The 15,442-nt window shown below is 70.0% G+C and carries 13 protein-coding genes; 3 read left to right on the plus strand and 10 right to left on the minus strand.

The window, feature by feature from the left end; genetic code table 11:
* Nucleotides 1-434, plus strand: a 434-nt coding sequence (locus tag VF794_RS40400) for a helix-turn-helix domain-containing protein (protein WP_331119180.1), incomplete at its 5' end; no start/stop codon positions are given.
* A gap of 44 nt (nucleotides 435-478) precedes the next feature.
* Here the strand turns inward: VF794_RS40400 and VF794_RS40405 are convergent.
* Together VF794_RS40405 and VF794_RS40410 are read right to left on the minus strand one after the other, a co-directional pair.
* On the minus strand, nucleotides 479-1,129 hold the full coding sequence (locus VF794_RS40405) for a M23 family metallopeptidase (RefSeq protein ID WP_331119182.1): 651 nt from the start codon (nucleotides 1,127-1,129) through the stop codon (nucleotides 479-481).
* A complete protein-coding gene (locus VF794_RS40410) occupies nucleotides 1,126-1,986 on the minus strand; it encodes a hypothetical protein (RefSeq protein ID WP_331119184.1) in 861 nt (286 codons plus the stop codon). Before VF794_RS40410 ends, VF794_RS40405 begins: the two co-directional genes overlap by 4 nt.
* Before the next feature lie 141 nt (nucleotides 1,987-2,127).
* Between VF794_RS40410 and VF794_RS40415 the strand changes: the two genes are divergently transcribed.
* The gene (locus VF794_RS40415; protein WP_331119186.1) at nucleotides 2,128-2,787 is read left to right on the plus strand and encodes a 2-hydroxychromene-2-carboxylate isomerase; all 660 of its coding nucleotides are present in this window, start codon (nucleotides 2,128-2,130) and stop codon (nucleotides 2,785-2,787) included.
* Between the two features lie 9 nt (nucleotides 2,788-2,796).
* Here VF794_RS40415 and VF794_RS40420 read toward each other — a convergent pair whose 3' ends face one another.
* The 7 genes from VF794_RS40420 to VF794_RS40450 all read right to left on the minus strand — a co-directional run bounded on the left by VF794_RS40420 (nucleotide 2,797) and on the right by VF794_RS40450 (nucleotide 13,607).
* The gene (locus VF794_RS40420) at nucleotides 2,797-4,029 is read right to left on the minus strand and encodes a phospholipase D-like domain-containing protein (RefSeq protein ID WP_331119188.1); all 1,233 of its coding nucleotides are present in this window, start codon (nucleotides 4,027-4,029) and stop codon (nucleotides 2,797-2,799) included.
* Between the two features lie 84 nt (nucleotides 4,030-4,113).
* Nucleotides 4,114-7,245 carry a TonB-dependent receptor gene (locus VF794_RS40425; RefSeq protein WP_331119190.1) on the minus strand — a complete coding sequence of 1,044 codons (3,132 nt, stop codon included), beginning with the start codon at nucleotides 7,243-7,245 and terminating at the stop codon, nucleotides 4,114-4,116.
* 352 nt (nucleotides 7,246-7,597) lie between these two features.
* Nucleotides 7,598-8,200 carry a J domain-containing protein gene (locus VF794_RS40430; RefSeq protein ID WP_331119192.1) on the minus strand — a complete coding sequence of 201 codons (603 nt, stop codon included), beginning with the start codon at nucleotides 8,198-8,200 and terminating at the stop codon, nucleotides 7,598-7,600.
* Between the two features lie 12 nt (nucleotides 8,201-8,212).
* Nucleotides 8,213-9,745: an Hsp70 family protein gene (locus VF794_RS40435; RefSeq protein WP_331119194.1), complete on the minus strand. Its 1,533-nt coding sequence runs from the start codon at nucleotides 9,743-9,745 to the stop codon at nucleotides 8,213-8,215.
* A 23-nt stretch (nucleotides 9,746-9,768) separates the two neighbouring features.
* Nucleotides 9,769-11,727: a serine/threonine-protein kinase gene (locus VF794_RS40440; protein ID WP_331119195.1), complete on the minus strand. Its 1,959-nt coding sequence runs from the start codon at nucleotides 11,725-11,727 to the stop codon at nucleotides 9,769-9,771.
* Entirely contained in the window at nucleotides 11,724-12,923 is a 1,200-nt protein-coding gene (locus tag VF794_RS40445; protein WP_331119198.1) for a hypothetical protein, read from the minus strand. Before VF794_RS40445 ends, VF794_RS40440 begins: the two co-directional genes overlap by 4 nt.
* Nucleotides 12,924-13,058: 135 nt before the next feature.
* On the minus strand, nucleotides 13,059-13,607 hold the full coding sequence (locus VF794_RS40450; protein WP_331119200.1) for a hypothetical protein: 549 nt from the start codon (nucleotides 13,605-13,607) through the stop codon (nucleotides 13,059-13,061).
* A 253-nt stretch (nucleotides 13,608-13,860) separates the two neighbouring features.
* Here VF794_RS40450 and VF794_RS40455 point away from each other — a divergent pair, with 253 nt between their 5' ends.
* Complete coding sequence (locus tag VF794_RS40455) at nucleotides 13,861-14,550, plus strand: Crp/Fnr family transcriptional regulator (RefSeq protein WP_331119202.1); 690 nt, start codon at nucleotides 13,861-13,863, stop codon at nucleotides 14,548-14,550.
* Nucleotides 14,551-15,064: 514 nt separating this feature from the next.
* Here VF794_RS40455 and VF794_RS40460 read toward each other — a convergent pair.
* The coding region (locus VF794_RS40460) for a S1C family serine protease (RefSeq protein ID WP_331119203.1) at nucleotides 15,065-15,442 on the minus strand (378 nt) is incomplete at its 5' end.

A 15,442-nucleotide genomic window follows, 5' to 3' on the forward strand; every position in this document is an offset into this window, starting at 1 on the left:
TGCGCGAGCGCAAGGAGGACCTGGTGCCGCTGGCGCACGCGTTCCTGTCGAGGCGGGGCCTGCCGGCGTCGAAGCTGTCGAAGGAGGCCGAGGCACGGCTGACGGGCTACACGTGGCCGGGCAACGTGCGGGAGCTGGAGAACGCCCTGGAGCGCTCGCTCATCCTGTCGGGGGAGGGGGACATCCAGGCGGAGCACCTGGGCGCGGGAGGCCCCTCGCTGTCACGCGGAGGCGGCAAGGGCGTGCGCGCGGCGGACGTGCTGGGAGAGGGCTTCAACCTGGACGCGTTCGAGCGGGAGCTGCTGTACGCGGCGCTGGAGCGAGCGGGAGGCAACAAGACGGCGGCGGCGAAGCTGCTGGGCATCACCCGGCGTCGCCTCTACTCGCGGCTCCAGAGCCTGGGCGAGAAGGTGACGGATCCGGAGGGAGACTGACGTTGTTGAAGCGGGAGCCGAGGGTCGGCTCCCGCCTCACCGGGCTACTGGCAGGTGCCGCCGGGCAGGCCCTTGTACGCGCCCTGCGAGGTCCACAGCGAGATGGGACCGCCGCACGAGCCGGCGTAGGGGTCATCCGTCCCCCAGCTCGGGTCCCAGAACTCGAAGTGGAGGTGCGGGCCGGTGGAGGCGCCGGACGAGCCCACCTTGGCGATCCAGTTGCCGCAGCCGATGAACGCGCCCTTGGCGTACTGCTGGGTGTACTTCCTCAGGTGCCAGTACTTGCTCTTCCGGCCGTCCGCGTGCCGCATGATCATGTAGTTGCCGGTGTTCAGGCCACAGGCGGCGTTCGGGTCGTTCTGGTTCCAGTAGGTGCAGCGGTCGTAGAAGCCATCCACCGCGGCCTCCAGCGTGCCGGACGCGGCGGAGATGACCCACACGCCGTAGTCCATCTTGGTGAAGCCGCCGACGAGGGCGTAGTCGGTGCCCAGGTGGCCGCCGTAGCGCACGCTGCCGCAGGCGTAGTCCCTGCCGGCGTGGTCCTTGTAGGCGCTCACCACGCAGCCGCCGTTGCCGCACTGGTCGGAGAGCATGGACAAGGGGACGCGGAACAGGGTGCCGGCCTGGGAGGCCAGCGGGAGCGCCAGCAGCGCGCCGGCCAGCGTGGTGCAAACGGTCTTCAGCGTGCGATTCACTTGTCACCTCCCACGTCGGCGAAAGCCTCGCCGGTGCGGACATTGAGCTTCCAGAACTCGCCACCACCGGCGTTGTAGCGGAGCACGTCGTTGCCCACCCACTCCATGGAGTAGTTGGAGACGGGCGGGGGGACGAAGTCGGCGGGCTCGCCCTGGCTCAGCAGCCACGCGTTCATTCCCTTGTTGGTGAGCTGCACCGCCTCGGCGCCGTCCACGGTGGTGCGGAAGAAGGAGGCGACCGAGGTGCGGCCGGACACGAACACCACCGTCTTGCCGTCCGGCGAGAGGGTGGGCATGGCGTCCAGGCCGGGGGCGTCGGCGAGTTCCTTCACGCGGCCGGTGAGGTCCACGATGCCGATGGCGGTCTCGTGCGGCTCGTTGCCCGTGCGCGTCAGGGTGGCCAGCAGCGCGTCACCCTTGAGGGTGGGGTAGAGATCTCCTCCCACGCGCTGGGCCAGCAGCCGCTCGCGCCCGTTGGCCTCGCGCAGCCGCAGGTCGCCGTTGGCCTCGAGCAGCGCCACGTGCGGGCCCACCGCGCGGGCCTCGAGGTACTTGAACTCCCGATCCACCACGCGCGTGGCGCCGGTGCGCTCGTTCCAGCCGAGGATGGCCATCAGCGGCAGGTGTCCCGTGGCCTCGGAAGGAGTCTCCGCGACGACGCCGGCCAGCGTGTTCGCGCCGTGGCCGTAGAGGTGGACGAGCCGGGCCTTCGGGCCGAGCTCCTTCTCCATGAAGGGGACGAGCTGCTCCCGCGCGGACTGCACGCGGCGGGCATCCGAGGGATTCACACGGCCCGTTGCCGAGGCACTGGTGGCTGCCAGCACCAGCGTGGTGACTGCCAGGTAGAGCTTCCTCATGTCACACCATGGGGGTTGTGTTGCGTTGGGAGGCTTTCCTTGTAGACCTTGTTTTATAGGAATTCAAGGTCTCACCTGATTAACAGGGATATTGAATTGATGCGGTGTTTTGGAAATGTTTGATTGTGTAGAGTCGCGGCCATGAATCGAGCGCCGCTCCGCTTCTTCTTCGATTACGTGTCGCCGTACGCGTACCTCGCGTGGACGCAGCTCCCGAAGCTGGCCGAGCGTCATGGCCGCACCGTGGAGCTCGTGCCGGTGCTCCTCGCGGGCATGCTCAACACGCTCGGGACGACGGGGCCCGCGGAGGTGCCGCACAAGCGCTTCTACATCTACAAGCACACGACGCGGCTCGCCCACGAGCTCGGTGTGCCCTTCGCCCTGCCCGCGGAGCACCCGTTCAATCCGTTGCCCATGCTCCGGTTGACGGTCGCCGTGACGGACGCGGAGGCCCGGGCCCGGCTCGCCACCGCGCTCTTCTCGGCGCTGTGGGCCGGGGGCGGCAGCGAGCCGATGACGGCGGAGCGCATGGTCGCGGTCGTATACTCGGCGGGGCAGGATGCGCTGGCGCTGCTCGCGGCGGCGCAGACGCCCGAAGTGAAGGATCAGGTGCGCCGCAACACGGAGGAGCTGCTCGCGCTGGAGGGCTTCGGCGTCCCCACGGTGGTGGCCGATGGGGAACTCTTCTTCGGCGTGGACTCCCTCGGCCACCTGGAGCGCTTCCTGCGCGGGGAGGACCCCCTCACCCGCGAGGAGCGGGAGCGCCTGCGGACCCTGCCCATCGGCGCTTCACGGAAGTGAGCCGCGCGGCTACGGCGTGCCGCTGATGTCCGGCGCGGTGTAGGTGGCCTTCGGATCCACCTCCGCCGCGTAGGGGCTCGACCAGGTGCCCGTGAAGAAGCGCTCGAGTTGGTTCGCGAAGGCCCCGCCCTCCACGATGAGGCCCACGTTGCGGCTCTTCGTGAAGTAGTCGCGCTCCCAGTTGCTCGTGCCCAGCCACGCCCGCTCGCCGTCCACCACCATGTACTTCGCATACACCACGCGCGCGAACGGGATGAACCCGCCCGACCACGGGGGAATCGTCACCATCTTCACCACCAGCCCCGGCGGCGCGTGCAGCGCCTGGAGGCCCTCGATGGTGCCCTTGCGCTTGCCCCAGTCCGCCAGCAGCAGCTCCACCTTCACCCCGCGCGCCACCGCCCGCTTCAGCGCCTCCTCCAGCTCGGGGAAGGTGCTCCCGTCCCGCCCCTTCGCCCTGTACGTGAGCAGCTGCACCCGCACCGAGCGCTTCGCCCCGTCGATGAGCGCCACCAGCTTCGGCAGGTCCCACGTCTCCGGATCCGGCAGGTAGCCCTGGGGGCTGTGCGCGGGCGTGACACGCACCGCACCGCCCTCGACGCGCGCCGGGAAGGGGCCTCCCACCCGCGTCACCCCCGTCGGCGCCGTGCCTCCTGCCGCGAGTCCCCAGTCCAGCTCGAAGACGTCCACGAGCGAGCGCACCACCTCGGGCACGCGGATGCGCAGCCCGAGCTCCTGGATGTGCTCCAGCGAGCGCCAGTCGAAGTTCTGGCTGCCCAGGTACGCCTCGCGCCCATCCACCACGAAGTACTTCGCGTGCAGCACCCCGCCCATCGACTTCGTCGCGTCCAGCCGACGCACCTCGATGCCGGGCCGCTTCGCCAGCCGCTCCAGCGTCTCCGGGTACTGCGTGTAGAACTTCTCCTCGGCCAGCACGCGCACCTTCACGCCCCGCTCGGCCGCCGCCTCGAGGGCCTGAATCACCGGCTCCAGCCGGCTGCCCGGCGCGTTGCTCACGTAGAACTGCGCGACGTCCACCGTCTTCGTGGCCCCGTTCACCATCTCGGGCCACACCGCGTGCGCATCGGGAATGTCCGCGTGGTCCAACGGCGTCTCCACCGGGCTGCTCTCCACCAGCTCCAGGTCGGGCGGCCCGGCGGGGGCGCGCACCGCGGTGGCCGGCGCGGCGCAGGCGAGGGACAGCAGGAGGGGGACGAGGAGGAGGCGTGAGCGCGGGAGGGACATGGGGGCACCGTACAAAAACCAAGGGCCCCCCGCGATTGCTCGCGGAGGGCCCCGGGTTCACACCGTGTCTGGCGCTGGCGCTGCTTAGAAGACGTACCGCGCGCCGAGCTGGATCCGCCACCGGGAGAGGGTGGGGGTGTACACCGTGGTCCTCACCGCGGTGGGCTCGGCGAAGGTGTAGATGGGACGGTTGTTCGCGGCGTCATAACCCACCGCGCGCAGGAACGCCGAGCCGTGGGTCTCGAACTGCGCCTCCTGCTCGAAGAGGCCCCAATCGGAGTTGATCAGGTTCAGGAAGTTGAAGATGTCCGCCTGCACCTCCACCTTGTGTCCCTTGGAGAACTCGGGCGAATTCCAGCCGAGCCGAACGTTGAAGATGTTCTGCCACGGGTTGCGGCACTCGCCGCGCTGGATGAGGCGGCCCTTGGCCTGCCGCAGGCAGTCCTGGCTGTTGATGAAGTTGTTCAGGGCCTCGTACTGCGTGGGGTCGCGCAGGGTGATCTGGCTGGCCTCCGCCGGGATGAACGCCACGTCGTTGCCGCTGATGCCGTCCGCGTTGACGTCACCGTTGACGATCCAGGTATAGGGCAGGCCCGACTGGCCCGTGTAGATGACACCCGCGTTGAACCCGAGGGGCAGGTTCCCGCTGGCGGTGAGGGTGAAGCGGTGCCTGCGGTCGAACGCCGACGGCCGGACGTTCCGGTTCTGGAGGTCGCCGTCCACGGGCGAGAACTGGAAGTTGGAGAGGGCCTGGGCGCTCGTGAGCGAGATGCGGTCCCGAGCGTCGGTGTAGCTGTAGGCCACGCTGACATCCAGGATGTCCCTGATCTCCTTCTGCACCTGGAGGGTTCCGTTGAAGACCCGCCCGCCGTTCTTGTTGAACACCTTGATGGCCTGGACGAGGTTGGTCGGATCCAGGCGGCTGGGCGTGCTGGTGAGTCGGGGCGCGGCCGCCGTCCCACCCGACGCGAGGCTGCCGTACACCGCGCGCCCCTCGCTGCTCTGGCCCTGAAGGCTCAGGTTCTCGTCGGTGGTGTACAGGCCGTTGATGTCCTGCGTGTAGAGCACGTCGCCGGTGACGATGAGTCCCCAGGGCAGGCGCCGGTCCGCCCCGAGCGCCATCCGGAAGTTCTGCGGGTACCTGGTCTTCGGGTCGAAGTAGTTGATCTCACCCTGGTTGGTGGGCGCCGAGGGCGCCTGGGTCCCGCCGGCGCAGTCGAAGGGCTGGGCGTTGGGGTCGAGGGTAAATGCCGGAACCTGCCGGCTCCCCGCGTTCCGCTGGCAGGTCAGCTCCACCTGGGAGAGGCCGTTGATGCTGTACGCATTGGCCACCCACACGTAGGGAGGCCGGCCCGAGAAGACGCCGAGTCCGCCGCGGACGATGGTGTTGGCATTGCCGTCCACGTCCCAGTTGAAACCCAGCCGGGGCGACCAGAGGATGTTGCCGCTCGGCACCTGGCTGGTGTCGATGGGGAGCGCGGGGTTGTTCACGAGCCGTTCATTGACGTTGGCCCTGGACAGGAACGGCACGTCGAGCCGGATACCGGGAGTGAGCGTCAGGCCCTTGAAAGGCGCCCAGTTGTCCTGAAGGTAGAAGCCCGGCTGCGCCACGGTGAATTCGGCCGTCCCCGGCTCCTGCAGGGGACTGACTCCGAAGCGACGCTGGAAGGCACTGGGCACTCCGGCCTCGAAGTCGTCCAGGCTGTCGAAGCTCCAGACGCCGGTCGCCGCTTGCAGGAAGGCGTTGCGCAGCCTGAGGAACTCGGTGCTCGTCCCGGCGGTGAGCTGGTGGCTACCCAGCGCCAGGGTGAGGCTGTCCTGGATCTGGTAGATGTCCTGTTCCAACTGGTTGAGCTGGGAGAAGCGCTCGGCGCCCGCCGCCAACCACGCGTCGTTCTCGCCGAGCCTGCCGGCCCGGACCAGGACCAGCGGAATATCCAGGGAAGGATCCCGGGCGTCCCGGATGATGGAGAAGCCCGTCAGGAACTCGTTGGAGAGCCGGCCATTGAGCCAGGTCGAGGTGAGCTTCGCCCGGGCGGTATGGGTGGCGGTCGTCTGGGCGTAGCCGCTGTTGGACAGCTGGTAGCCGTCGCGGAGGCGGCCCGGCACGGACGGAGAGGTCGGCGCTCGGGTCAGCGAGTCCTGCTGGGCACCCACGAAGTTGTACGACAACTCCAGATAGCTGTTCGGGATGGCGCCCGTGCTGATCTTCGCGAAGACGTTCCGGTCGGGGTTGCCCAGCTGCGTGCCCAGGGCGGTGCCCGCGTTGGTGATGCCGTACCGGTCGGCGAGGATGCGGTTGAACCGCTCGGCTTCGGTATTGGTGAAGCCTGCCCTGTCCACGTCCTCCTCCGCGTTCACACCGCCGATCTGGGACTGATTGCCGAACGCGGACTGGCGCTCCTGGAGGTCGGTGGCGATGAAGAAGTGCGCCTTGTCCTTGACGATGGGGCCGCCCAGGCTGCCGCCGAACTGCCAGATGTTGTACCCGAGGAAGGTCGGGTCGTCCTGCTTGCCGGCGAGGAGCTTGTTCTGCCCGTAGCCAAAGAACGACCCGTGCAAATCGTTGGTGCCGCTCTTGGTGACGGCGTTCACCATGCCGCCCGCGAAGTTGCCGTAGCGGACGTCGAACGGGGACACCTGCACCACGAAGGTCTGGATGGCCTCCATCGAGATGGGCTTGGCGTTGGCCTGGCCGCCCGGCGTGCCCGAGCCCGCGAGGCCGAAGAGGTCATTGTAGGCCGCGCCGTCCACCTGGATGTTGTTGAAGCGGTTGTTCTGGCCGGCCATCGCGTTGCCGCTCACCTGCGGAGTGGTCGCGATGAGGTCGGTGAAATTCCGGCCCTGGAGGGGCAGCCGGGACATCTCCGTGGAGTCCATGGTCATCGAGGGGCCGGTGCGGCCCTGATCCTGGAGCTCGTTGACCTCCTGGGCCACGACCACCATCTCCTCCTCGAACGCCTCGAAGGGGAGCAACTTGATGTCGAGGGTGAGCCGCTGACCCAGCGCGAGCTGCATGCCGGTGCGGGTGTGCCCGTAGTAGCCGTCGATGGCGGCCGTGAGGACATACGGTCCTCCCGGGGGGACGTTGTCGAGGAGGTAGTTACCCGACGAGCCGCTCACCGAGGTGAAGGTCGTCCCGGTGGAAGCATTGCGCAGCTGGACCACCACGCCGGGGAGCGGCTTGTTCTCGTGGTTGGTAACGGTCCCGGTCACCGCCGAGCCCGTGACTCCTTGCGCCAGCGCTCCGGACGCGAGCACGGTCGTGAAGAAGAGGGCTATCAGCCTTAGTTGAGATGGACGAAGGGCACTCATGAAACCTCGCAAGGCCTGGAGGGTGAGCAGGAACCCGTCGCTCTGTCTGCATGCACGACGGGCCTCCCTGGGGAGAGTGGGGGGGGCTCGCGACACGACGGACGTTGTCAGGCGACCGGCGGGCCACTGCCGGGGCGTCCGTGTATCAACATTCAAGGTCCCTTTCCAACTAAGGGACCTCTTTTCACCTTGAGTTCACGCAAGTGACTCGGCCGGTAGGGCGGACAGTGCTCCTCCAGCGTGACGTGGTGCGTCAACGCCCCTTGAGGTAGCGGCCGGACTGCTTGTCGAGGGCTTCGAGGCCCACCTTGGCCTCACGGCACTCCGGGAGGATGTGGAGGGCGCGTTCGAAGCTCTCGCGGGCGCGATCGAAGAAGCGGGTGCTGAGGTACTGGTAGCCCCGGCTCACGGACTCCATGGCCTGGTGGCGAGGCGTGGGGGAGAGCTTCGCGGCCTTGGTGAAGAGGTCCAGCGCCTTGGCGTAGTCCGAGGACTCCAGGGCCAGCATGCCCAGGTTGTGGAGCTGGAGCGCCGCCGCGGAGGGCAGGGGGGCGCCGCCGAAGTGCGGACGCGGAGGCACCTGCGGTGCGGGAGCGGACGTGGGGCGCACCAGCCGCTCGCTCCACTCGCGCCGCTTGTCCGGCTGGGAGAGCACCTCGAAGGCCTTCTTGGCCAGCAGGAAGATCTCCAGGGCCTGGGCCTTCTGCTCCTCGGACTTCATCCGGAGCCGGTCCGGGTGGGACTGCGCGGCGATGCGCAGGAAGGCCTTGCGGATGGCGGCCGCGTCCTCGGTGCCCTGAAGGCCGAGCACCTCGAAGGGATTCTTGTCGTGGAAGGGGGAGGGGTCCTGGGACATGGGAGCACCCTCTCAGGGAGAGCTGGCGGTGGGCGGGCGCAGCCGGGCCTCGGCCTTGCGGCCGGTGGCGGGCTCGCGCGCGGTGACGTGGAGGATGCCGTCCGCGTCGATGGTGAAGTCCACCGCCACGCGCACCGTTCCCCCGGGGGCGGCGGGAAGCCCCGCCAGTTGGAGCTCTCCGAGGTAGCGGTTGCCGTCCACGGTGGACGCCTCGCCCTGGTACACCTCGATGTCCACGTGGGTCTGGTGGTCGAAGGTGGTGGCGAACACCTTCGTCTCGCGCGCGGGGATGGTGGTGTTGCGGGGGATGAGGACGCTGAAGCGGCCGCCCTCGGTACGCACGCCCAGGCTGCGCGAGAGCACGTCCAGCAGCAGCACCTGGGGCTGCTCGTCCGAGGTGCCGGCGACGATGTCCGCCTCGAGGGCGGCGCCGAGCGCCACGGCCTCGTCGGGGTTGACGGTGCGCTCACCGGGGCGGCCCAGGTACTGCTCCGCGCGCGCGCGCACCGCGGGCATGCGCGTCATGCCTCCCACGAGGATGACGCGGTGGATGTCCCCTACCTTCAGGTCCGCGTCCTGGAGCACCTGATCGCACGGGCCGCGCAGCCGCTCCAGCTCCTTGCCCACGAGGTTCTCGAAGAGCGAGCGCGGGAAGGAGGGAATGGACAGGTGCAGGGGCCCCTCGGCGCCCTGGGCGAGGAAGGGCATGTCCACCGTGGTCTGCTCCACCTCGGAGAGGGCGCGTTTGGTGGACTCGGCCGCTTCCTTCAGTCGCCAGAGGGCCGCGGGGTCGCTGGCCAGGTCCAGCCCGGTCTGCTTGAGGAAGATGCGGCGCAGGGCCTCCACGACGATCTCATCGAAGTTGTCGCCCCCGAGGAAGTTGTCGCCGCAGGTGGCCAGCACCTGCACCACCTCGTCCTCCACGTGGAGCAGGGAGATGTCGAAGGTGCCGCCGCCCAGGTCGAACACGGCGATGTTCTCCGGGTGCGACTCGTCGAAGCGGCAGGCGAGCATGGCCGCGGTGGGCTCGTTGAGGAGCCGGTGCACGGTGAGCCCGGCGCGCTGGCCGGCGTTCTTCGTCTCCTGACGCTGCACCTCGTCGAAGTAGGCGGGCACGGTGATGACGGCGCCGTCCACCGGCTCGCCCAGGTGCGCCTCGGCGCTCTCCTTGAGGTAGCGCAGCACGTGGCTGGACACCTCGGCGGGGGAGAGGAGCTGGCCGTGGACGCGCACCGCGGCGTTGCCGGCGGGATCGGCCACCACCTCGTAGGGCAGCAGCCTGCGCAACTGCTGGACGGCCGGGTCCGAGAAACGTCGGCCGATGAGCCGCTTCACCCCGAAGAAGGTGTTGCGCGGGTTGAGCGCGCCCTGGCGCCGCGCGGCGGTGCCCACCGTCACCTTGCCCGAGGCGTCGAAGCTGACGACGGAGGGGGTGGTGCGCTCGCCCTCGCGGTTGGGCAGAACCTGGGCGTGGCCGGTGGCCGGGTCCACCCGGGCCATGCAGCTATTGGTGGTCCCCAGGTCGATTCCGAGAACGATTCCCATACACCCAGTCCTCCCGGCGTGCCTCACGCGGCCGCGAGGAGCCCGACCTCCGTGAAGAGCAGCGCCACCCGGCGCAGGGCGACTTCATCCTCCGGACGCTTCAGCTCCGCAAGGGCTCCGGACAGGGTATTTCCCGGCTTGTTGAGCAGTGAGGCGGCGCGCAGCTCCGAGGCCGAGAGCACCAGGTCGTTGGCGTTCACCGGGGCGTCCTGGTTGCGGTAGAGGGGCTTGTTGCGCAGGGGCTCCTGCTCCCGCACCAGCCGCTCCAGCGGGTAGTGCGCGCGCAGGCCCTCGTTGAGGAGCGCCAGGCCGCCCAGCTTCTCCTCGGTGCCGTCGGTGATGGGCAGCTCGCGCTCGAAGAAGGCGTAGCGGCCCCGCGTCCAGCCGAGCAGGCCGAGCGCCACGGTGCGCCGGTGGTCGCGCGACCACTCGGCCCGCTCCGCCGGGGAGAGGGCGCGCGAGGCCAGCAGCGCATCCAACAGCCGGCCGGAGAAGGGGCGCGTGTGCTCCACCGAGCGCAGCCACAGCTCGGGCGCCAGCTTCCCCGTGCTCAGCAGGTAGGGGCCGAAGCGGTCCGAGGCCACGTTCGAGCGCACCGCGATGATCTGCCCCGCCTTGAGGAAGAGCTCCTTGTGGTTGCGGTCGCTCGCGAAGTGGAGCCGGCCGGTGGCGCGCGCCAGCATCAGCCGCGCGATGACGCGCAGGGACGAGGCCTGGGCGAGGTCCCCGGCGTAGCGCGGCGGGGGCGCCTTGGCGCGCCGGGCCTCGAGGCGCTCCCGGGCCGAGGCCGCCACGGCGCCGAGGCGGGGGAAGGCCGAGGGCGGCAGGAAGGGCCCGCCGGACTGGGACACCTGGGCCTCCGGAGACAGCTTCCCCGAGGCGAAGAGGAGCTGCACGTCCTCCTCGCCCAGCTTCGCGAGCGACAGCCCGCCCGGCTCGCGCACCGCGTAGGTGGGGGCGACGGTGGGGGTCGGCGGCGGGGCGGCCTCCCTGGCCAGCAGCGCCTCGGGGATGGGGGGCTGCACCGGCGGGGCGCGCACCTCCGGCTCGTAGTAGGCGGCCATCAGCGCGGCGAGGTCGCGCTGGGACACGCGCAGGCCGGCGGAGAGGATGAACTCGTCGAGGGCGTCGAGCGCCTCGGCGGCCGTCTGGAAGCGCTCGTCCGGGTTGGCGAGGATGCACCGGTTGACGACGGTGCATAGGGGCTCGGGCAGGAAGGGCGAGGCGTCCTGGAGTCGCAGGGGCCGGCTCTTGAGCGCCACGGTCTGCTTGAGCACCTCCATCACCGGGCCGTGCTTGAAGGCGGGCCGGCGGGCCAGCATCTCGTAGAGGGTGATGCCCAGGGCGAAGAGGTCTCCGCGCCCATCGGCCTTCTTGCGAGCGAGCTGCTCGGGCGGGATGTAGCCCGGCTTGCCGCGCACGTTGGCGACGCCGTCGGAGTCGCCCACCAGGGCGATCCCGAAGTCCAGCAGCTTCACCTCCCCCTCGAAGGAGAGGATGATGTTGGTGGGGTTGACGTCGCGGTGCACCAGGTGGAGCGGCTCGCCCGTGGTCGAGCGCGCGCGGTGCGCGTAGTCCAGGCCCTTGAGCACCTCCATGGCGATGTAGCAGGCGATGTGCACGGGGATGCCCTGCCCCTTCGCCGCCACGCGCCGCATCAGGTCGTGCAGGTCGCGGCCATGGATGAACTCCATGGCGATGAAGTACTCGCCCCGCTGCTCTCCGAAATCGAAGATCTGAGCGATGTTCATGTGCTGGAGGAGCGCCGACAGCCGCGCCTCCTCGATGAACATCCTCACCGCCGACTCCTGCTGCACGGCCTCCGGGAGCACCCGCTTGACGACGACGGGCTTGGCGAAGCCGCCGACGCCGAGCGCCACGGCCCGGTAGATGTCCGCCATGCCACCGCGGCCCAGGTGGCTGAGCAGGACGTAGCGGCCGAAGCGGGCCGGAAGAGGAAGGTGCTCGGGCGGCGTGGTCATTTCTTACCGGATCCGCCGGAGGGCTTCTGCTCGACGAGCACGTCGTTGAACATGTCCTCGCTGATGACGAGGATGCCAGGACGGCCATGCACCTGGGGCGTCAGACCCGGCACGGGCGCGGGCGTCTTGGTCGGGGCCCCGGAGGGGAGCCTCGCGCTCGCCCGGCGCATGAGGGGCGTCTGTTGCACGGCGGGGAGGTCCGGCACGGGCGGCGCGATGGGCACGGGCGGAGGCAGCGCTGGCCGCGGCGCCTCGAGATCGTCGAGCGGTTCGAGCATGATCTCCATGCTCGGCACCCGGGGCGAGGGGGGCGCGGGCGGCGCCCGGTCCACGGGCGGCACACTGGCCGGTGGGGGCTCGCCGAGCGACTCCAGCATGCTGGTGGCCAGCTGCATCGTGCTGTTGCCGAACATCTGATCCGGTGTCCTGGACTCGGCCGGCTTGGGCTTGGGCGGCGGGGCCTTGGGGGCGAGCGGGACGACGCTGACGGGCGGCGGCGGCAGGGGCTTGGACTCGGCCTTGGGCGGCGCCGCGTCTCCGGTGAGCAGGACGATCATCCTGCGCAGATCCTCGATGGTCTGCTCCTTGGCGGCGAGCGTCTGCTCCCGCTCGGCGAGCCCCTTCTCCAGCTCGGCCACGCGGTGGGCGAGCCGCTCGCGCTCGGCGCGCAGCTTGGGGTGGGTCTCGTTCTCGGCGCGCAGCCGCTGGAGTTCCTCCTGCTGCGCGGGCGAGGGGCTCGAGGACGTGGCCTGCTGTCCGCTCACCTGCTCACGCAGGGAGTTGAGCTCCTGGAGCCACATCCGCTTCTCCTCGCGGGCGATGGCCTCCAGCTCGCGCTGCTCCTCCGCGTGCCGGGAGAGCCCCGACTGGAGCCGCTCCCCCAGGCTCCCCAGCCCGGAGATGAGCTCCTTGAGGCCCCGGCTGGCGCGCTCCAGCCGCCGGGTGTGCTGGCCCTGCTCCTCGATGCGCTCGGTCAGCTTGGGCAGCACCGTCTGCTGCGCCTCGCGGGCCGCCGTCTTGCGCAGCTCCTCGCGTTGCGTCTCCAGACGGGCGAGCTCCTGGGTGGCCTGCCGCAGCAGGGGAACCACCAGCTCGGCGATGCCCTCTGCCTGGCGCCCCAGCTCGAGACAGCCCTGCCTCGCGTCCTGGAGATCCGCCGGGGAGCCCGACGACTCCATGCTGGTTGCGTTCCTCATCCGCTTCCTCGCTCCCTCCTCGAAGCCCGCCGTCCTGGACAACCGCGCGCGTACGCCATGATACCCCACCCACCGGTGGGGGTCCTCATGGGGTTGCGGGTCTGGTCGTCAGCGCACCAGCCTGCTGGATTGCTCTCATTTCCCTAGCGAATGGGAACCGGGCGCACCAGGGGGACGCGCTGGAGCCGTGCCAGCCGCTCGGGAGGCAGACGACACGTCGAGCCGTACCTGGAGCGGCGGGAGGGCCTCGAAGGACTCCAGCGCCAGTTGTCCGAGGTCCACATCCGCCTCGGGCAGGCGCTCGATGTCCTCGGCGAACCAGGGCACGTCGATGCTGGCGGCCGGCCGAGGGGTGGAGACCGCGACGGCGGGCTCGGCCTCATCGGGCGTCGCGGGGATGTCCACGGTGATGGTGGGGACGGGTTCCACCGCGCCACGCCGCGGGCCGGCGACCTCCACCATGGGCCGGCGCCGGGGCCTGGCCACCCCTGGGGTGGGCACCGCGGGGACGGGGGGACCGGAGGACTCGCCCGGGCGCGGCGTCGTGCGCACGCGCACCTCCATGGCCGCACCACACCCCACGCAGCGGATGATCTGGCTGCCCATGGACACCGGGGGCAGCGTCGCACCGCAGCGGGGACACTGGAGGGAGGGGACCGTGGGAGTGCGAGGCTCTGCGGTCATGCGCTCGACGGGCTCCGAGAAACGCGCCCAGGCATCCACGCGTGCCGGACTCGGCGTTGCACCAACGAGGCATTCTTTCGCAATCGGCTGCCAGGGTCAATGCAACGCAGGGTGGAGGTGGGCTGGAAAGGGGAGTGTAGGCGAGGGAGCATTGGTGGCCGGGGCGGATCCGATAAGGTTGGCCCCGAGCGCGAGGTAGTGGAGACTTCCGGAGTTCGCCCGCTTCGCGCGTTCTGGTTTTCGAGGTGCCCGCATGCCGCCGTCGCCGTACGCTCCGCTCCTGGCTCAAATCCCCATGTTCGAGCGCGTCGGGCGTGAGGACCTCGAGCACCTGTCGGGGCTGTTGCAGCAGAAGCGCTACAACAAGGGCGACATCATCTTCCACGAGGGGGATGTGGGCACGGCGCTCTTCATCGTCCGCAAGGGCGAGGTGGCCATCCGCTTGAGTTCCTCGGATGGTCGGGAGGTCATCCTGGCGATGGTGCGCCGGGGCTACGCCTTCGGGGAACTGGCGCTGCTGGACGGGGAGCCGCGCTCGGCGGACGCGGTGGCGCGCGAGGAGACGGATCTGCTGAAGCTCCAGCGCGAGGACTTCCAGCGCTTCCTGGCCGAGCGCCCGCAGGTGGCCATGGGTCTGCTGGCGGAACTCAGCCGGATGGTGCGGCGCATCACCCAGCACGTGCATGACACGGCCTTCCTGGACGCGCGGGCGCGCCTGGCGCGGGTGCTGCTGGAGCTGGCCAAGACGCAGGGCCAGCCCACCGCCGAGGGGGGCGTCCTCATCCCCAAGATGACCCAGGCGGAGCTGGCCAACCTGTGCGGCGTCACCCGCGAGAGCGCCAACAAGTGGCTGAGCTTCTACAAGCGCGAGGGGCTGCTGACGAACGAGAGCGGGCAGATCACCCTCGTGGACCCCGAGCGCCTGCGCCGCGACGTGGACTGAGCAGAGGGGAGGAGCCCGCGCACGTGGGCGGTCTCGACTCCCTGAAAAAAATACGGGTGGAGGCCGCGCCCCCCGGCGCGGCCTCTCTTCCCTTGGGACCGTGGACGTGTGGGTCGCACCCCCCAGCGCGACACCCGCCGCTGGACCCGGGCGGAGGACCGCGCCCCCCGGCGCGCTCCTCACGCACGCCACCCAGGCGAAGTGGGGCGGAGTCTGGCGAGGGCTGTTACCGGCCATCCCCCCTCAGGACATGGCCACGGCCTCTCGTACCTGCTCCGCTCGCACCCCGGGAGGGCGGCGTTCGGGTCCAACGGGCATGGAGTCCCCGTTCCCAGTCAGAGTGATAGCGCGGGAGGTGCCCTGGAGGCTGTGAAGGAACTCACGCGAAGGGTGTGAAGCCGTTCACAGACACGGGGGCCGTTTCGTGCTGGGGCCTCTCCCGGGTGCTCCTCACGGGCGGCGGAGTGAATACACCGGAAGGGGGGGGCCGTACCAGCCCCGGGAGTTCCAAACGTCAGGACCGCCTCCCGATGGTGACGGGCAGCTCGCGCACCTCGCCGGCGCGCAGCACCCGGGCCTGTACCTGCGTGCCCACCTTCTCGTCGCCGAGGTAGCCCAGCAGCTCCTCGATGCTCTGCAGCGGCTGTCCCCCGAGGCTCACCAGCACGTCGCCAATCATCAGCCCGGCCTTGTCGGCGGGGCCCTCGGGCTCGACGGTGAGGAACATGAGGCCGCCCTCGCTGCCCGCGCTGGCCCCGAGGTTGCGCGGCAGACGGACGGGATGCGCCCCCACGCCGAGGTAGCCCCGGCGGATGCCTCCGTGCTGCTGGAGCGCCTGGGCAACGCGCTGGAGCGTCTCCCCGGGAATGACGACGGCGGCGGTGCGGGACAG

The sequence above is a fragment of the Archangium sp. genome (assembly GCF_036389735.1).
Taxonomy (GTDB): Bacteria; Myxococcota; Myxococcia; order Myxococcales; family Myxococcaceae; genus Archangium.